The organism is Acinetobacter pragensis (genome assembly GCF_001605895.1).
Classification (GTDB): domain Bacteria; phylum Pseudomonadota; class Gammaproteobacteria; order Pseudomonadales; family Moraxellaceae; genus Acinetobacter; species Acinetobacter pragensis.
The window spans coordinates 75,464-93,828 of the sequence record NZ_LUAW01000023.1; the positions used below are offsets into that span (position 1 = coordinate 75,464).

General features: G+C 45.5%; 19 protein-coding genes and 1 tRNA gene. 17 read left to right on the forward strand and 3 right to left on the reverse strand.

Annotation, left to right across the window (positions count from 1 at the left end):
• Positions 1–38: 38 nt before the first annotated feature.
• Together acpP and lysM are read left to right on the forward strand one after the other, a co-directional pair.
• Entirely contained in the window at positions 39–275 is a 237-nt protein-coding gene (acpP, locus tag AZH43_RS10785; protein WP_067669528.1) for an acyl carrier protein, read from the forward strand.
• A 211-nt stretch (positions 276–486) separates the two neighbouring features.
• The gene (lysM, locus tag AZH43_RS10790; protein WP_067669529.1) at positions 487–960 is read left to right on the forward strand and encodes a peptidoglycan-binding protein LysM; all 474 of its coding nucleotides are present in this window, start codon (positions 487–489) and stop codon (positions 958–960) included.
• A 70-nt stretch (positions 961–1,030) separates the two neighbouring features.
• Here the strand turns inward: lysM and AZH43_RS10795 are convergent, their stop codons facing one another.
• A complete protein-coding gene (locus AZH43_RS10795) occupies positions 1,031–1,498 on the reverse strand; it encodes an Lrp/AsnC ligand binding domain-containing protein (RefSeq protein ID WP_067669531.1) in 468 nt (155 codons plus the stop codon).
• Positions 1,499–1,638: 140 nt separating this feature from the next.
• Here AZH43_RS10795 and AZH43_RS10800 point away from each other — a divergent pair, with 140 nt between their 5' ends.
• The 5 genes from AZH43_RS10800 to AZH43_RS10820 all read left to right on the forward strand — a co-directional run bounded on the left by AZH43_RS10800 (position 1,639) and on the right by AZH43_RS10820 (position 7,432).
• Positions 1,639–2,904, forward strand: a complete 1,266-nt coding sequence (locus AZH43_RS10800; RefSeq protein ID WP_067669533.1) for a D-amino acid dehydrogenase — start codon at positions 1,639–1,641, stop codon at positions 2,902–2,904.
• 65 nt (positions 2,905–2,969) lie between these two features.
• Positions 2,970–4,136 carry an alanine racemase gene (alr, locus tag AZH43_RS10805; protein ID WP_067669535.1) on the forward strand — a complete coding sequence of 389 codons (1,167 nt, stop codon included), beginning with the start codon at positions 2,970–2,972 and terminating at the stop codon, positions 4,134–4,136.
• 63 nt (positions 4,137–4,199) lie between these two features.
• Complete coding sequence (locus tag AZH43_RS10810; protein ID WP_067669537.1) at positions 4,200–4,556, forward strand: RidA family protein; 357 nt, start codon at positions 4,200–4,202, stop codon at positions 4,554–4,556.
• Positions 4,557–4,688: 132 nt separating this feature from the next.
• Positions 4,689–6,116: an amino acid permease gene (locus AZH43_RS10815; RefSeq protein ID WP_067669539.1), complete on the forward strand. Its 1,428-nt coding sequence runs from the start codon at positions 4,689–4,691 to the stop codon at positions 6,114–6,116.
• A 209-nt stretch (positions 6,117–6,325) separates the two neighbouring features.
• The gene (locus tag AZH43_RS10820) at positions 6,326–7,432 is read left to right on the forward strand and encodes an acyltransferase family protein (protein ID WP_067669676.1); all 1,107 of its coding nucleotides are present in this window, start codon (positions 6,326–6,328) and stop codon (positions 7,430–7,432) included.
• A 65-nt stretch (positions 7,433–7,497) separates the two neighbouring features.
• On the opposite strand, the gene hemJ is transcribed toward AZH43_RS10820, so the two are convergent.
• Positions 7,498–7,950: a protoporphyrinogen oxidase HemJ gene (hemJ, locus tag AZH43_RS10825; RefSeq protein WP_067669542.1), complete on the reverse strand. Its 453-nt coding sequence runs from the start codon at positions 7,948–7,950 to the stop codon at positions 7,498–7,500.
• A gap of 67 nt (positions 7,951–8,017) precedes the next feature.
• Positions 8,018–9,247, reverse strand: coding sequence for a beta-ketoacyl synthase N-terminal-like domain-containing protein (locus AZH43_RS10830; RefSeq protein WP_067669544.1), 1,230 nt, complete (start codon positions 9,245–9,247; stop codon positions 8,018–8,020).
• Positions 9,248–9,517: 270 nt separating this feature from the next.
• On the opposite strand from AZH43_RS10830, the gene AZH43_RS10835 reads away from it, so the two are divergent.
• The 10 genes from AZH43_RS10835 (at position 9,518) to rplA (ending at position 18,163) form a co-directional block, all read left to right on the forward strand.
• A complete protein-coding gene (locus AZH43_RS10835) occupies positions 9,518–10,999 on the forward strand; it encodes an EcsC family protein (protein ID WP_067669546.1) in 1,482 nt (493 codons plus the stop codon).
• 155 nt (positions 11,000–11,154) lie between these two features.
• Entirely contained in the window at positions 11,155–11,529 is a 375-nt protein-coding gene (gene rpsL / locus AZH43_RS10840; RefSeq protein ID WP_004648013.1) for a 30S ribosomal protein S12, read from the forward strand.
• A gap of 179 nt (positions 11,530–11,708) precedes the next feature.
• Positions 11,709–12,179, forward strand: a complete 471-nt coding sequence (gene rpsG, locus AZH43_RS10845) for a 30S ribosomal protein S7 (protein WP_054581181.1) — start codon at positions 11,709–11,711, stop codon at positions 12,177–12,179.
• A gap of 129 nt (positions 12,180–12,308) precedes the next feature.
• Entirely contained in the window at positions 12,309–14,447 is a 2,139-nt protein-coding gene (fusA, locus tag AZH43_RS10850; protein ID WP_067669548.1) for an elongation factor G, read from the forward strand.
• 96 nt (positions 14,448–14,543) lie between these two features.
• Positions 14,544–15,734, forward strand: coding sequence for an elongation factor Tu (tuf, locus tag AZH43_RS10855; protein WP_005006977.1), 1,191 nt, complete (start codon positions 14,544–14,546; stop codon positions 15,732–15,734).
• Between the two features lie 49 nt (positions 15,735–15,783).
• Positions 15,784–15,859 (forward strand) — tRNA-Trp (locus AZH43_RS10860).
• A 75-nt stretch (positions 15,860–15,934) separates the two neighbouring features.
• Positions 15,935–16,375: a preprotein translocase subunit SecE gene (gene secE, locus AZH43_RS10865; RefSeq protein WP_067669550.1), complete on the forward strand. Its 441-nt coding sequence runs from the start codon at positions 15,935–15,937 to the stop codon at positions 16,373–16,375.
• A gap of 7 nt (positions 16,376–16,382) precedes the next feature.
• Positions 16,383–16,916, forward strand: a complete 534-nt coding sequence (gene nusG / locus AZH43_RS10870) for a transcription termination/antitermination protein NusG (protein WP_067669552.1) — start codon at positions 16,383–16,385, stop codon at positions 16,914–16,916.
• A gap of 119 nt (positions 16,917–17,035) precedes the next feature.
• On the forward strand, positions 17,036–17,464 hold the full coding sequence (gene rplK / locus AZH43_RS10875) for a 50S ribosomal protein L11 (protein ID WP_004868049.1): 429 nt from the start codon (positions 17,036–17,038) through the stop codon (positions 17,462–17,464).
• 3 nt (positions 17,465–17,467) lie between these two features.
• On the forward strand, positions 17,468–18,163 hold the full coding sequence (rplA, locus tag AZH43_RS10880) for a 50S ribosomal protein L1 (protein WP_067669555.1): 696 nt from the start codon (positions 17,468–17,470) through the stop codon (positions 18,161–18,163).
• Positions 18,164–18,365 lie beyond the last annotated feature (202 nt).

Below are 18,365 nucleotides of genomic sequence, written 5' to 3' on the forward strand. Positions count from 1 at the left end.
CGGCATTAAAAACGCCACAAGCAATGAGGAGAATTCCTGTGAGCGATATCGAACTACGCGTTAAACAAGCAGTAGCTGAGCAACTTGGTCTTAAAGTTGAAGAAATCAAAAACGAAGCATCTTTCATGGATGACTTAGGTGCTGACTCTCTTGACCTGGTTGAGCTTGTTATGTCTTTCGAAAACGACTTCGACATCACTATTCCAGATGAAGATTCTAACGAAATCACAACTGTTCAGTCTGCAATTGACTACGTTTCTAAGAAACTAGGTTAATTACCGATTTTTCAGCTTTGCTGAAATAAAAAAAGCCGCCAGTTTTGGCGGCTTTTTTTATTTCAGTATTTTCGGCGCTTTTACAATAATTTACGTTTCTAGCACCAATGGCGGTTTAATGCTGCTGGTTTTTTAGCTATAAAACTAGAGGTTCATTTATTTTTGAATGCTCGATTTAAAACATAAGTTAAAACAATAAGGAGTACACCGCATGGGTCTTTTTGATTTTGTAAAAGGCATTGGTAAGAAAAATACAGCGCCGGCTGAACCGCAGGCAGCGCCGGCAACTCCAGCAGAACCTTCCGCACAGGAAATTGCCAATAAGCTTTTGGGGCACATTAAAGGTTTAGGCTTGCCTATTACCGGCCTTTCCGTCAGCTACAATTCAACATCAGATTTAGCGACAGTGAAAGGGCAGGTGCAAACGCAGGCCGACCGTGAAAAGATTGTCTTGGCGGTCGGCAATATTGATCATGTAGCGCAGGTGGATGATCAGTTGACGGTCGCGGCGCCAGAAGCGGAAAGTAAATTTTATACAGTGAAGTCCGGTGATAATCTGTCTAAAATTTCAAAAGAATTTTATGGCGATGCCAATCAGTACAATAAAATTTTTGAAGCGAACCGTCCATTGCTGAAAAATGCAGATGATATTTTCCCTGGACAGGTGCTGCGCATTCCGGCTTAACCGATCATAAAAGCGAATTAAAAAAAACCGCTGTCTGACAGCGGTTTTTTACGGTTAAAGGAATCGTATTTTAAGCATCCAAATCCAAATATAGGCCTTCTTTAACTTCCTCCATAACCACATAGCTGTGCGATGATGCGGACGCGGGCAATTTTTTAAGAATATTGCCCAGCAGTTTGCGGTAGGCGCTCATTTCTTTTAAGCGCGCTTTGACCAAATAATCAAAATCACCAGAAATTAGGTGGCATTCCAGCACTTCGGGAATGTCGGTTAAATCACGCGCCACTTGCTCAAAAACATCGCCAGACTTTGCGGAAAGCTTAATTTCCAGAAAGACCAGCAGGCGCTTGTCCACCAATTCGGGATTCAGCCGCGCATAGTAGCCCATAATAATGCCGTCACGTTCCAGCCGTTTAACCCGCTCTGAACAGGGTGTTGTAGAAAGGTTGACTTGAGAGGCTAGTTCACTGATCGCGATGCGTCCATTCTTTTGCAGAATGTCTAAAATCATGCGGTCAATACGGTCTAATTTGCGCATTTAAATTTCCCTGTATTTTTTATAATTTCACGATGAAACAAGCGAATTCACTGAAATAAAGTCCTCAAAACAGCAAATTCAACTATTGAACCGAAAATATACTAGTTAAATAAACTAGGGATAGGGTCGAGGTCAAGGCTATGCGTGTAATTGTTTTAGGCAGCGGTGTGATTGGTGTAACCAGCGCTTATTATTTGGCGCAGCAAGGCGCAGATGTGACTGTTCTTGACCGCCAATCCGGCCCGGCAGAGGAAACCAGTTTTGGCAACGCAGGCCAAATTTCACCGGGCTATTCGACGCCTTGGGCGGCACCCGGTATTCCGTTTAAAGCCGTGAAGTGGATGTTTCAGCATCATGCGCCTTTGGCGGTACAGCTGGATGGCAGCATGTGGCAATTGCAATGGATGATGCAAATGCTGAAAAACTGCGGTGCAGATCAATATGCAGTCAATAAAGAGCGCATGGTGCGTGTGGCGGAATACAGCCGGGACTGTCTGCGCGCTTTGCGTTATGAAACAGGCATCAGTTATGAAAACCGGTCTAAAGGTACGCTGCAGCTGTTCCGTAAAGATTCGCAGCTGGAGGCAGTTCAGCGGGATATTGAAGTTTTAAAAGAAACCGGTGTGGAGTTTGAGCTGCTGGACCGTGATGGTCTGGCTAAGGTAGAACCTGCGCTGGCTGAAGTTAAAGATAAGCTGGTTGGCGGCCTGCATTTGCCGAATGATGAAACTGGGGACTGTTACCTGTTTACCAACGCGTTGGCAGCGCATGCCAAATTAATGGGCGTTGATTTTCAGTTTAACCAAAATGTTGAAAAGCTGATTGTTGAGGGCGGGGAAATTAAGGGTGTGCTGGTCAATGGCAAGGTTTTAACCGCCGACCGCTATGTTTTGGCATTCGGTAGCTACTCACGTGATTTCTTAAAGCCACTGCATTTAGACCTGCCAGTTTATCCGGTTAAAGGCTATTCATTAACTGTGCCGATTGTAGATCCAAGCCATGCGCCGCAATCTACCGTGCTGGATGAGACCTATAAAATTGCGATTACCCGTTTTGACAACCGTATCCGCGTTGGCGGCATGGCGGAGCTGAGCGGCTTTAATTTAGGCCTGAACCAAGACCGCCGCGGCACGCTGGAAATGGTAACCCGTGATTTATTTCCCGGTGGTGATCTTGCACAGGCATCGTTTTGGACAGGTTTACGGCCAATGACGCCGGACAGCACACCAATTATTGGCCCGACGCAATATAAAAACCTGTTCTTGAATACAGGGCATGGAACGCTGGGGTGGACCATGGCATGCGGTTCAGGGAAATTAATCAGCGACTTGGTGCTGGGTAAAACTGCTGAGATCAGTACCGAAGGCTTGTCATTGCAGCGTTATACGCATGCTCATGCTGCCTGAGTTCAGCACGCTCCGGTGATTTAATAAATTCAAAATATGAAGCAATCCGTTCAAGGAAGAACATTATGTCACGCCCTATTCAAGCGCTGATTCATCTCGATGCCTTGGCGCACAACTTAAGAATTGCACAAGACAGTGCGCCTGATGCGCAAGTGTATGCGGTGGTCAAAGCCAATGCGTATGGTCATGGCATAGCGCGTGTTTATGAGGCATTTAAACACGCAGACGGTTTTGCATTGCTGGATATAGCAGAAGCTAAGCAATTAAGAGCTTTAGGTTGGCAAGGGGATATTTTGTTGCTGGAAGGCTTATTTTCCGTGCAGGACTTATTGGACTGTCATCAGTTTAAGCTGAGTTTTACTGTGCACAGCATTCATCAAATTGAATGGCTGCGGCAGTTTCAATACAGCTATCCGCAGGCAAAATTGAATGTCTTTGTCAAAATGAATTCAGGCATGAACCGATTAGGCTTCATGCCTGAAGCCTACCGCCGTGCGTGGCTTGAGCTTGAACAGCTCGACATTGTGCAGCAGCTAACCCATATGATGCATTTTTCGGATGCAGATGGTGAGCGTTTCGATGCGTCCGGCATTCAGTATCAATATGAATTATTTCAGCAGGTGATTCAGGATTTCCCCGCACCGCTCACTGTCAGCAACAGCGCTGCCATTTTACGGCATTCAGAGGCATTGCGTTCGGATATTGTCCGAAGCGGCATTATGCTCTACGGCAGTTCCCCAGATTACCCGCTTCACACTATTCAGGATTGGAAGCTTTTGCCTGCCATGAGTCTGCGCAGTGAAATTATTGGCATTCAGTCGCTGGTGCAAGGCCAAAGCGTCGGATATGGCTCCCGCTTTATTGCAGATCGGCGCATGCGCATTGGCATTGTCGCTTGCGGATATGCCGATGGCTATCAGCGCATTTCTCCAACTGGAACGCCTGTTCTGGTGAATGGTGTGCGAACCCGCCTGATTGGCCGAGTGAGCATGGATATGCTGGCTGTCGATGTAACCGAGATTGCGCATGCGGATATTGGTTCGGAAGTTGTGCTGTGGGGCAATTCATCCTGCGGTGCGGTGCTGCCGATTGATGAGGTGGCTCAGGCTTCAGGCACAGTCGGCTATGAGCTGATGTGCGCAGTCACGCAGCGGGTGCCTTTTGCGGTTCAGCCCGCTTCCGCGCATATGAAAAATACTGCAGCTGAGGGGCCGATGGAGCAGTCCGCGTAACCATTCAGCCTATTAGAAATTCATGTATTCAATTGATTAACAGATACAGAAGGAAACAGCACCATGTCCGACCCAATTCAGCGTATTGGCAGCAACGATTTTATGAGCGCGGTCACCGTGTTTAATCAAGTCATTTATCTTTCTGGTCAGGTGCCGAAAAACCCTGAAGCGGATATTGAAGCGCAGACTCAGGATGTACTGCAGACCATTGATCAGCTGCTGGCGCAAGCGGGCAGTGACAAATCAAAAATGCTGTCGGCGCAGCTGTTTTTGAAAAACTTATCAGATTTTAAAACCGTGAATGCGCTCTGGGCCGACTGGCTGAAGGACAGCCCAAAGCCCGCACGCGCAACCATACAGGCGGAACTGGTCAATCCAGACTGGCTGATTGAAATTGCAGTAACTGCTGCTCAGCTTTAAGCTGGGCCATTTTATTATTGAATCTTCCATGTTTTTAGCGGCAGTTTTGGCTCAATAGGACATTGAGCAGGGCAGCCAACCGGCAGTAAAGCATTGACTGCGCCGCTGTAAGCATTAATAAGGACATACGTTATGACTACGCATCAAGATGACGTGCAATCGTCGCCTCATGAACTGCAGCGCAAGCTGTCCAACCGTCATTTACAGTTGATTGCGATTGGCGGCGCCATCGGCACAGGCCTGTTTATGGGATCGGGTAAAACCATTTCATTGGCTGGGCCTTCTATTCTGTTTATTTACATGATTATTGGCCTGATGTTTTTTTTTCTGATGCGTGCATTGGGTGAAATTCTGCTGTCCAATTTGCATTACAAATCCTTTATCGATATGGCGCATGACTTGATTGGGCCAGGTGCCGGTTACTATATTGGCTGGTCGTATTGGCTGGGCTGGATTTTGGTCGGTATTGCCGACCTAGCAGCCATTATCAACTATTTAGGGTTTTGGCTGCCGCCCGATGTTGGCTTTACGCCTATGGGGCAAGCGCTCATCAGTGTCGGCTGTGTGCTGTTGGTTTTAGGTTTGAATTTGCTGACGGTGAAGCTTTTTGGCGAAGTTGAATTTTGGTTCGCGCTGATCAAGATCCTGGCTATTTTAGGGCTGATTTTTATTGGCGGATTTATGGTGCTGAGTCATTTTCATTCACCGGACGGCACAGCTTCCAGCTTTACCAATGTCTGGTCGCATGGCGGCATGTTTCCGAAAGGCGCCGACGGCTTCTTGGCCGGTTTTCAGATTGCACTGTTTGCTTTTGTCGGGGTGGAGCTGCTGGGGACCATGGCGGCGGAAACCAAAGACCCAGAAAAAAATCTGCCGAAAGCTGTCAATGCGATTCCAACCCGAATTATTTTGTTCTATGTGCTGTCTTTATTTGTGGTCATGTCCGTTTCACCGTGGGATAAAATTCCTGCGGATCAAAGTCCATTCGTATCCTTATTTCTGCATGCAGGCATTCCAACTTCAGCCATTATTATGAATTTGGTGGTGCTGTCGTCAGTCATGTCATCAATGAACAGCGGGGTGTTTTCAACCAGCCGCATGCTGTTTGGCCTTGCGCGCGGCGGTCAGGCGCCTCAAGCGCTGGCGCGGCTGTCTAAGCGGGCTGTTCCTGCACAGGGGCTGATTTTCTCCTGCATGTTTATTATGGCAGGCGCCGGTTTGCAGTATTTTGTGCCAAATACGGTTGAGGCCTTTACCTTAGCCAGCTCCCTTTGCGTGATTTTGTTTATCAGTATTTGGGGGCTGATTATGGTGTGCTATTTGCGCTACCGTAAGCAGCAGCCGGAAAATCATGCAAAATCCAGCTTCAAAATGCCGGGCGGTATTTGGATGAGCTATGTGGTGCTGGCATTCCTGTTTTTTACGTTAGTGATTTTGAGTTTGGAACCGGATACCTTGAAAGCGCTGATGATCAGTCCGCTGTGGCTGGTTATTCTTGCTGTGACTTACCGTGTGCTGTATTTGCCGCGTATAAAACGGCAGCTGCTGAAACAGCTTTAATGCATATTGGTGAATGAATTTATTATTCAATGATGTCCTTTAAAGTCCGCGCCATGCGGGCTTTTTATTTATGAAGCAATCAGCCGGAAGCAGCAGCCAAAGCAGGGAAATTGCGCTGAGCACATAAATTGTAATAATAAAAATCTGAAATCGCTAAAAATTTCATATTTAATAGGTAGTTAAAAAATTGATCAATGATTCAGCATGTTATGCGTAACTATAAAATAGATGTCCTGCGCGGTATCTCCATTCTTTTGGTGCTGATTCACCATTTTAATATTCCTTATAAGCTGCATGATACATTTTTAGGCGTTCAGGTTTTTGGAGAAAGCCTAAGCACTTTGGTTGCCCGTAACGGCAATTATGGCGTGACCATGTTCTTTGTTATTTCCGGATTTTTAATTACCCAGCATACTTTGCAGCGCAGCGGTGCACTCGCAAAAATCAGGCTGAAAGATTTTTATGTGCGCCGTATTGCACGGATTATGCCGTGTTTGGTGCTGCTTGTGGCAATGGTCACTGTTTTAGGCTGTTTGGGCTTAAAGCCTTTTATCAATCAGGCGCCGAATGGCGTTGAGGTATCTTATGGCCTGACGGTGCTATCGGCGTTCAGCTTTTGGATGAATCTGCTGATTATTGAATATGGCTGGGTCAATTATGCATTGGGCGTGCTGTGGTCGCTGTCGGTCGAAGAAGTTTTCTATCTGGCCTTTCCGCTGCTGTGTTATGGCTTAGCGCGGGGCAAAGGCTTTATATTCTTTCTGCTGGCCGTTATTGCCTATGCGCCTTATTTCCGCTGGACGCATTTTGGTGAAGAAAGCGGCGCTTACCTTTATCATTATTTTTCCAGTTTTGACGGCATTGCCATTGGCTGCTTAACTGCATTGTATTCACAGAACTTTAAAGGTGCCATAAAAAATCAAAATCTTGCGATTGCTGTAACGGCGCTGCTGATGGGCACGCTGTATTTTTATGCGCCGATTAAAGAGGTGAGTACGTGGGGAATCAGCGTATTTGCGCTGCTGACAGCGGTGCTGATTTTTTGCTTTGCGCAAAATCCGCAAACTGAGGCGCATTCCTGCGGTACTCGAGCTTTGGTCTGGATTGGTCAGCACAGCTATGAAATGTATCTTTTTCATCTCATTATTTTGGGTTTGATGAAAGCGGTGTATTTTCCCAAAGAAACTTTGCCGATTGAAAAATTGATGCTGCTGCCAATTTATTTTATTGCGGTATTTATTTTAAGCTGGGCAATTGAGAAATATTATTCCACACCGCTGAATTTGAAAATCCGCAAGAGCTGGATTAAGTCTTAATGCGGATTGGCGATGAGATATGAAAAAGCCCCGAATCAATCGGGGCTTTTTCATATTCAATCGTTTTAAAAAGTAGGTTTCACCACCACCAAAATCACCACAGCAAATAAAATCAATGTCGGCATTTCATTAAAGTAACGCCAGAATTTATGTGATTTGTAGTGTGCATTGCCAATCAGTTTTTTTCGGTAGTGGCCGCAAACGAAATGGTAAATGACCAGCAAGCTAACCAAGCCGACTTTAAGATAAAACCATAAAGCTTCATGGTAGTGGCGCGTTGCATCGCCCCAATCTACTAAAAAGTGCGCCGTGATCAGTGTGCCGATCATAGCTGGCCACATAATGCCGCGGTACAGCTTGCGCTCCATGACTTCAAAGCGCTGATGGCTGACAGCATCATCACTCATGGCATGATAAACATAAAGGCGAGGAAGATAGAAAAGCGCTGCAAACCAGCATACAACGGCGATGATATGTAATGCTTTAACCCAGAGGAAAGCATCTGAAGGAGCATCCATAATTTACCCTTAAAAGGGCGGTGGGTGTGCCATTTGGCGCCGAAGCGCCAAATCAGCAGACTTTAAATCAGCCTTCCCATTTTTTGAAAACGAGACAGGCGTTTACACCGCCAAAACCAAAACTGTTACTCATCACAGTATTCAATTTTGCGTCGCGTTTTTCAAGTACGATATCAAATGGTTTTGCACCTTCGTCCAGCTCAGTCACATTGATGTTTGGCGCAATGAAGTCATTTTGCATCATCAATACTGAATAAATCGCTTCGTGCACGCCGGCTGCGCCTAAGCTATGGCCAGTCATGGATTTAGTCGAGCTGATTGGCGGAACTTGACCTTCGCCGAATGCGCGCTCCATTGCTTTTAATTCTGTGACATCGCCAGCAGGAGTAGATGTGCCGTGTGTATTCACATAGTCAATGCTGTCTACGCCGTGCTGTTTGGCTTCTTCTAAAGCCATTAAGATACAGCGTGTTGCTCCTTCGCCAGATGGGGCAACCATGTCTGCGCCATCAGAGTTAGCTGCATAGCCAACCACTTCAGCCAAAATTTTTGCGCCACGCGCTTGTGCATGTTCTAAAGACTCAAGCACCACAAAACCGCCGCCGCCTGCAATGACAAAACCGTCACGGTCAGCAGAATAAGGGCGTGAAGCTGTTTCAGGTGTATCATTGTATTTAGAGCACAGTGCGCCCATTGCATCAAACAGCAAGCTTTGAGACCAGTGATCTTCTTCACCGCCGCCCGCCAGCATAAGATCCTGTTTGCCCAATTGAATAAGGTTGTAGGCATAGCCAATCGCATCGGCAGATGTTGCGCAAGCGCTGGTAATGGTGTGAGCGACACCTTGCATTTTGAATGCAACGCCAACGTTGGCTGTAATAGTGTTGGTCATGTTGCGCGGTACAAAGAATGGGCCAACTTTACGTGCGCCTTTGGTATCCAGCAATTCTTTCATTTCAATGACGGATGCTGTTGAACCGCCGCCTGAACCGCCAGCAATGCCGTAACGCGGATTGCCGCCCATTTGTTCTGCTGTTAAGCCTGCATGCTCTACAGCTGCTAAAGCTGAGTTGTAAGCATACATTGCGCATACGCCCATGAAGCGTTTTAAACGGCGGTCAATGCCGTCAAAGTCTTGTTCAGCGGCCGCGCTGACATGACTCTTAAAATTCATTTCCGCATAAGTGGGGTTAAAACGTGTTCCAGAAATCCCGTTTTGCAAAGAGTGAGTAACATCTTCCAATGTATTACCAATGCATGAGTTGATGCCCATACCAGTGATTACAACACGTTTCATTTACAGATCCCTTATATGTTGAGGCAGAGATGCCTGGCGCGAGCGCTGAAGTCAGTCGCTTGCCGCTGCATTTCATGTTTACAATTGCAATTATGATAGCAGAAAGATTTTTGAATTCTTATGGCAAATCCTATGCCTATTTTAAGGGGTTTGATTTTGCGTGCTGCCTGTGCACAAATTAACTAAAAGATACACAATGATATTGAGATAAACTGAGACAGCACCTAGTATTTATCGATAATTTAAAGAATTGAAGACGAGGGGGAAAGAATGGCAGATTCTAATAATAAACAGACAGCTGGTTTCTTATCAAATGCCTTTGGAGTGGCTAAAAAGCTCAGTGCGACGGGCGCATCGCTGCTGAATCATGTGGCGCCAGACTCTGTTTCAAAGTTTTCGGCTTCGGAAAACCGCACGCAAGTGCTGGAAGGAACAGCACAGAATCAAGGCTTATTTAAGGTTAAAAGCTACGAAAATCCGCAGCAGGTGCTGCGTGAGCATGTGCCGAATGTATCGCGGCAGCTGCTGGGGCGGCATTACAGCAAAGTAAATAATGTGGCGAACTTTGTCTCTCCGCAATTCTCGGACAAAATTTCAGACTATTTATTCGATCAGCTGAATCAGTTCAGCAACAGCTTGAGTTCAATTGATGATGTGCTGGATCAGGCCGGAGTTCGTGATTTAGAAGAATTGACGCAAGATGTCGACCGTTCTAAACGCATTAGTCAGGCTTTGGCGGAGCAAAATAAGTGGATCGCCTCATTGCAGGGAGCGCTAACAGGCGCTGCGGGCGGTATTGGCGCAACAATTGATATCCCTGCGTCTTTAATTATGTCTCTAAGGGTGATTTACCAAGTCGGACGCTCATACGGATTCGATTTAAGCAAAGAAAGCGATCAGGACATTGTGCAGCACATCTTCAAGCAAATCGATTTAGGCATTATTGCTGAAAAACAGGCTTTGCTGATGGCATTGAAGGCGCTTTCCAGCACCATTCAAAATAGTGATATCAGTCAGCTGCAGCAAATGCTCGGCTCAGGCAATGATATTGATGCGCTTAAAAAATATTTGTTTGATGAAAATGGCGAATATAAGTGGGCTTGGCTGAATCAAATGCCGAAAATTTCAGTATTGGACCGGCTGTCAAAATTAACGCCATTGGCCAGTGCAGGCGTCAGCGCTATATACAGCCGCCGTTTGGTTGATGAAGTGAATCAAAAAGCGCAAGTGGTGTTTTTTAATGCGCGAGAATATCTAATTCAGCACGCAGACCATCAGCTGTCACCTTTGGCCGCTTATGAAAAATCATTGGATTTACTGGCGCAGGCCGCGCCAAAACTGCTGGAATCCTTTAAATCGGCTGAACATAATTTGGCAGAGCCGGTACTGGATCAAGAGATAGCGCTCGCAGGCAATAAAAATATCAGTCAAGTCAAGGTGTTGAAAAAGGGGCAGGCAAAAAAAGCGGAACCTGAAGAAAAAGCCGCTCAAGTTTCAGACCGGCTGGATGCCTTAGCCAAAAAAGAAGTTGCGCCAAGTGAGGCTGTACCGCCGCAAAAGCCGGCGTTGTCAGAAACGTTCGATGCTGATGAAATTGACAGTGACGGTCTTGCTGATGAATTTACAGACAAACAGGCTGTACAGGATGCAGAAACAGCAGCGCAGCCTGAGGCTGAAAATACAGAGGAACCGGTGAAAAAAGCAGTAAAGAAAAGAGTTACAAAAAAAACCGCAGGCAATCCGCCAAAATAAATTGCTTATTCACAGCCGAATAATGGTTTAAAACTCGATCTGGTCAAGATTTGCTGTGTGCTGAATCTTGACCATTTATGCTTCCTGAATTACAATTGCATGCCCTCAAAAAGCAGTATGTTTTTGGGGCTTTTTATTAACGGGAGAATTGCCAAATGGCAACAACAAATCAGTTGATCCGTAAGGGTCGTACTACTTTGATTGAAAAATCAAAAGTTCCTGCGTTGAAGGCTTGTCCGCAACGTCGTGGTGTTTGTACACGTGTTTACACAACTACACCTAAAAAACCTAACTCAGCAATGCGTAAAGTTTGCCGTGTTCGCTTAACTTCAGGCTTTGAAGTTTCTAGCTACATCGGCGGTGAAGGCCATAACCTGCAAGAGCACAGTGTTGTTCTTATCCGCGGCGGCCGTGTAAAAGATTTACCGGGTGTACGTTACCATACCGTTCGTGGTTCTTTAGACTGCGCTGGTGTTAAAGATCGTAACCAGTCTCGTTCTAAATACGGTACTAAACGTCCTAAGAAATAATCTTTTAAGATTAGCTTCTTGAGACCGTAGAACCGCAATCCTTTATCGTCTCGCTTGTCTGATTTCTGCATTAATTTTGTGAAATTCAAGCGACGTGTAGTAAGGCCAGCGAATGGTGCATGACACTTTGCACTGATGCTGGATAAACCTGAAGTGTCATATTTATTAGGTAGTTTAAAATGCCAAGACGTCGCGTAGTTGCTGCTCGTGAAATCCTTCCGGATCCGAAGTTCAGTAGCCAAACAATCGCTAAATTCATGAACCACGTAATGCAAGATGGTAAAAAATCTATTGCTGAAAGTATCGTTTACGGTGCTTTAGACCGCGTTCAAGAAAAATCAAAAGTAGATCCAGTTGAATTTTTCGAGACTACTCTTGAAAAAGTTCGTCCTATGGTCGAAGTAAAAGCACGCCGTGTCGGCGGTGCTACATACCAGGTACCTATGGAAGTACGCCCATCCCGTCGTACTGCCTTAGCTATGCGTTGGTTAGTAGATGCTGCTGCTAAGCGTTCTGAAAAAACTATGGCTTTACGTCTTGCTGGCGAGTTGCTTGATGCATCTGAAGGTAAAGGCGCAGCGATCAAAAAACGTGAAGATGTGCACCGTATGGCTGAAGCCAACAAAGCCTTCTCTCACTACCGTTTCTAAGCGGATAAAACAGGCCCTAATCAGGAGGGTGGTGATTCTGTTATCACTGAATTGTCATCAAAACGCTTTAAGCTGCTAGCAGCTTAAAGCGTCCTGTTTTAATAACAAAATTTAGGAATGCAAGAAATCATGGCTCGTCAAACCCCAATTTCTCGTTATCGTAACATTGGTATTTCTGCGCACATTGATGCTGGTAAAACCACAACTACAGAACGTATTTTGTTCTACACAGGTGTATCTCACAAAATTGGTGAAGTACATGATGGTGCAGCAACAATGGACTGGATGGAGCAAGAGCAGGAACGTGGTATTACAATCACTTCAGCTGCGACGACTACATTCTGGTCAGGTATGTCTAAGCAATTCCCAGAACACCGTATCAACGTAATTGATACACCGGGACACGTTGACTTCACAATTGAAGTTGAGCGTTCTATGCGTGTTCTTGACGGCGCTTGCATGGTTTACTGTGCAGTAGGCGGTGTTCAGCCTCAGTCTGAAACTGTATGGCGTCAAGCGAACAAGTACCAAGTGCCTCGTTTAGCATTCGTGAACAAGATGGACCGTACAGGTGCAAACTTCTTCCGTGTTGTTGAACAAATGAAGACACGTCTTGGTGCTCACCCAGTACCTGTTGTAATCCCTGTTGGCGCTGAAGATAATTTCCAAGGCGTTATCGATTTGATCGAAATGAAACAGATCATTTGGGATGAAGCGTCTCAAGGTATGAAGTTTGAATACGGCGACATTCCAGCTGATCTTCAAGCAAGTGCTGACGAATGGCGTACCAACATGGTTGAAGCTGCGGCTGAAGCATCTGAAGAATTGATGGATGAATACCTGAACAATGGTGATTTGACGAAAGAACAAATCATTGCAGGTATCCGTGCTCAAACTTTGGCTTGTGAAATCCAGCCAATGCTTTGTGGTACAGCGTTCAAAAACAAAGGTGTTCAACGTATGTTGGATGCTGTGATTGATTTCTTACCATCGCCGACTGAAGTTAAAGCAATCGAAGGTATTCTTGACGATAAAGAAGAGACTCGTGCTATTCGTGAAGCATCTGACGAAGCTCCATTCTCTGCTTTAGCGTTCAAAATTATGAACGATAAGTTCGTAGGTAACTTAACTTTCGTTCGTGTTTACTCTGGTGTGCTTAAACAAGGTGACCCAGTTTATAACCCAGTGAAATCTAAACGTGAGCGTATCGGCCGTATCGTGCAAATGCATGCGAACGAACGTCAAGACGTTGAAGAAATCCGAGCTGGTGATATCGCTGCATGTGTAGGTCTTAAAGACGTAACCACTGGTGATACACTTTGTGATGAGAAAAACATCATTACTCTAGAGCGTATGGAATTCCCTGAGCCAGTAATTTCTTTAGCTGTAGAGCCTAAGACAAAAGCTGACCAAGAAAAAATGTCTATCGCGCTTGGCCGTTTGGCTAAAGAAGATCCATCGTTCCGTGTTCGCACTGACGAAGAATCTGGTCAAACAATCATCGCTGGTATGGGTGAGCTTCACCTTGACATCCTTGTTGACCGTATGAAACGTGAATTTAACGTTGAAGCGAACATTGGTAAACCAATGGTTGCTTACCGCGAAACAATCAAAAAGACTGTTGAGCAAGAAGGTAAATTCGTACGTCAAACTGGTGGTAAAGGTAAATTCGGTCATGTATACGTTCGTTTAGAACCTATGGATGTTGAAGAAGCTGGTAAAGAATACCTATTCGCTGAAGAAGTTGTTGGCGGTACTGTACCTAAAGAATTCTTTGGTGCTGTTGACAAAGGTATTCAAGAACGTATGAAGAATGGTGTATTGGCTGGTTACCCTGTTGTGGGTATTAAAGCGACACTATTTGACGGTTCTTACCATGATGTCGATTCTGACGAATTATCGTTCAAAATGGCGGGTTCTTATGCCTTCCGTGATGGTTTCATGAAAGCGGATCCTATCCTTCTTGAACCAATCATGAAAGTTGAAGTAGAAACTCCAGAAGACTACATGGGCGATATCATGGGTGACTTAAACCGTCGCCGCGGTATGGTTCAAGGTATGGACGATTTACCTGGCGGTACTAAAGCTATTAAAGCTGAAGTTCCACTAGCAGAGATGTTCGGTTACGCAACTTCTATGCGTTCTATGTCTCAAGGTCGTGCGACTTATTCTATGGAATTTGCTAAATATGCTGAAACACCACGTAACGTGGCTGAAGGCATCATTTCTAAGTTCCAGTCTGGCGGTAAAAAAGGTGACGACGAGTAATCTTTCGATTACTATAAGCGCCAAACTAATTCATAGTTAAAAACCAAATCGCTTATGGAGTTTTCCCTCCATAAGCAGTTTAAAAAGGAAGATCTCATGGCTAAGGCTAAGTTCGAACGTAATAAGCCACACGTTAACGTGGGCACAATTGGTCACGTCGACCATGGTAAAACAACTTTAACAGCTGCAATTGCAACTGTATGCGCGAAGAAATTCGGCGGTGAAGCGAAAGATTACGCTGCAATCGACTCTGCACCAGAAGAAAAAGCGCGCGGTATTACAATTAATACTTCTCACGTAGAATACGATTCTCCAATCCGTCACTACGCTCACGTAGACTGCCCGGGCCACGCCGATTATGTTAAAAACATGATTACTGGTGCTGCTCAAATGGACGGCGCGATCCTTGTATGTGCTGCGACTGACGGCCCTATGCCGCAAACTCGTGAACACATCCTGCTTTCTCGTCAGGTTGGCGTTCCATACATCGTTGTATTCTTRAACAAATGCGACCTTGTAGATGACGAAGAATTGCTTGAATTGGTAGAAATGGAAGTTCGTGAACTTCTTTCTACTTATGACTTCCCAGGCGACGACACTCCAGTAATCCGCGGTTCAGCTCTTCTTGCGTTGAACGGTGATGCTGGTCAATACGGCGAAGAAGCTGTAGTTGCTCTTGTAGAAGCGCTTGATACTTACATCCCAGAACCAGAACGTGCTATCGACAAGCCATTCTTGATGCCGATTGAAGATGTATTCTCAATTTCTGGCCGCGGTACAGTAGTAACTGGCCGTGTTGAAGCTGGTATCGTGAAAGTAGGCGAAGAAGTTGAAATCGTTGGTATCAAAGATACAGTTAAAACAACTGTAACTGGCGTAGAAATGTTCCGTAAACTTCTTGACGAAGGCCGTGCGGGCGAGAACTGTGGTGTTCTTTTGCGTGGTACTAAGCGTGAAGACGTTCAGCGTGGTCAAGTATTGGCTAAGCCAGGCGCGATCAAGCCGCATACTAAATTTGACGCAGAAGTATACGTGCTTTCTAAAGAAGAAGGCGGCCGTCATACTCCATTCCTTAATGGTTACCGTCCACAGTTCTACTTCCGTACAACTGACGTAACTGGCGCTATTCAATTGAAAGAAGGCGTTGAAATGGTTATGCCTGGTGACAACGTAGAAATGTCAGTAGAGCTTATCCACCCGATCGCTATGGACGCTGGCTTACGCTTTGCGATCCGTGAAGGCGGCCGTACAGTTGGTGCTGGTGTAGTTGCTAAAGTTACTGCATAATACAAATTGTAAAAACAAATCGGGGGCTTAGGCTCTCGATTTGCTCTGCAGGTCAGTAGTTCAATTGGTAGAGCGTCGGTCTCCAAAACCGAATGTTGGGGGTTCGAGTCCCTCCTGGCCTGCCAATTTTTTTAAAAAGAAGCTTGATGCTGGCTAAACTGGTCATATAATAAGTCGCGAATCCTACGACGAGTACAAAAATGTCGAATGATAAATCGCGTGACGCATTAAGCGACGCGCCAATTCCTCAAAGAAATAATTCAGCTGAAGTGGTAAATTCTGGTTCTCCTCTAGATATAGTTCTATGGGTAGTTGCTCTGATTCTATTGGTCGGAGCAATGCTGGCGAATCAGCATCTTCCAGCGTATTGGGCACCTGCAAACGATGTTTGGGTGCGCGTTGGGGTAATTTTGGCTTGTATCATCGTGGCTTTAGGTTTATTATACGCCACCCATCAGGGCAAAGGCTTTATCCGTTTGTTGAAAGACGCCCGGATTGAGCTGCGTCGTGTGACTTGGCCTACAAAGCAAGAGACTGTGACCACATCTTGGCAAGTTCTTGCGGTAGTTTTAGTGGCATCCATTGTATTGTGGTGTTTTGACTACATTTTAGGCTGGTTAATGAAGTTTATTATCGGGTAAGAGAGCTATGAAACGTTGGTACATTATTCATGCCTATTCAGGCTATGAAAAACAGGTGTTACGCTCACTTAATGATCGAATCCAGCGTAGCGCTGTAGCCGATAGCTTTGGTGAAGTCCTTGTTCCGACTGAAGAAGTCGTGGAAATGAAGGATGGCAAGAAACGTAAATCAGAGCGTAAATTCTTTCCTGGCTATGTGTTAGTCGAAATGGAAATGAATGATGATACTTGGCATATCGTTAAAGAATGTCCGAAAGTATTAGGCTTTATTGGCGGTACGGCAGAAAAGCCTGCGCCGATTACGCAAAAAGAAGCTGATGCGATTCTTGCTCGTGTACGCAATACTGGTGAAGCGCCTCGTCCTAAGACGATGTTTGAGCCAGGCGAAGAATTACTCGTGGTTGACGGTCCATTCACAGACTTTAAAGGTGTGGTGGAAGAAGTCCTTTACGAAAAATCGCGCTTAACGCTGACGATTAACGTATTTAACCGCCCAACGCAAGTTGAATTGGAATTTCGCCAAGTCGAAAAATCAGTTTAATTTGCGCTGGCTGGCAAACGCCCGATTTGTTATGAGTCGGGCATTGTTGTTGTAACGGTATCGTTACTTGAAATCATTGGGGAGCCTTCACCGGCGTTTGTACCCAGAGGTAATTGAAAATGGCTAAGAAGATTGACGGCTATATCAAGCTGCAAGTTCCAGCTGGTAAAGCAAATCCATCTCCACCGATTGGTCCTGCACTAGGTCAACGCGGTGTAAACATCATGGCATTCTGTAAAGAATTCAATGCTGCTACACAAAAAGTTGAAGCTGGTCTTCCAATTCCTGTAGTGATCACTGTGTACAACGACAAGTCGTTCACATTCATCATGAAAACTCCGCCTGCTGCGATTCTTCTTAAGAAAGCTGCCGGTATCCAAAAGGGTTCAGCTGTACCTAACAAAACTAAAGTTGGTAAGTTGACTCGCGCTCAATTAGAAGAAATTGCGACTACTAAAGAACCGGATTTAACTGGTGCTGATTTAGACGCACGTGTACGTACCATTGCTGGTTCTGCGCGTTCTATGGGCTTGGAAGTGGAGCTATAAGACATGGCTAAATTAACTAAACGTCAAAAAGCCATTGCTGCTGCTGTTGAAGCGAACAAAGTTTACACTTTGGAAGAAGCGGTGCAAGTTCTTAACACTATCCCTGCTGTTAAATTCAAAGAATCTTTGGATGTATCAGTAAACCTTGGTGTTGACCCTCGTAAATCTGACCAAGTTGTTCGTGGCGCGACTACACTTCCTGCAGGTACTGGTAAAACTGTACGTGTTGCTGTGTTTGCTCAAGGTGCGGCGGCTGAAGCTGCTAAAGCTGAAGGCGCAGACATCGTTGGTTTTGATGACCTTGCAGAAAGCATCCAAGCGGGTAACCTTGACTTTGACGTAGTGATTGCTGCTCCTGATGCAATGCGTGTTGTGGGTAAATTAGGTACGATCCTTGGTCCACGCGGCTTAATGCCGAACCCTAAAGTGGGTACTGTAACTCCTGACGTAGCTGGCGCTGTTAAAAACGCTAAAGCTGGTCAAGCGCGTTACCGTGTAGACAAAGCGGGTATCATCCACGCTGCGATCGGTCAAGTAGGTTTCACTGCTGAAGCTGTTCGTCAAAACGTTGAAGCACTTGTTGCTGACCTTAAGAAAGCAAAACCTGCTACTTCTAAAGGTATCTACATCCAAAAGATCACTTTGAGCTCAACTATGGGTCCTGGTCTTGTTGTTGATGTGGCTAACGTTTCTAAATAAGTTCCGGCTTATTACAGAATTTTAAAGCCCTGAGTGGTATTTGAAGCGCTGCTTCAAATATTGAGCAAGAAAACCGGTTCCGGCTTTCTTGCAAGCTTAGGCAAACTTTGAATTGATAAATGTAAATTTGTCAGCGTCAAAGACCTCGGGCGAGGGGAGTTTTATGCTCTCTTCTTAATCGTCCAGCCCGAGTAGACGCGGT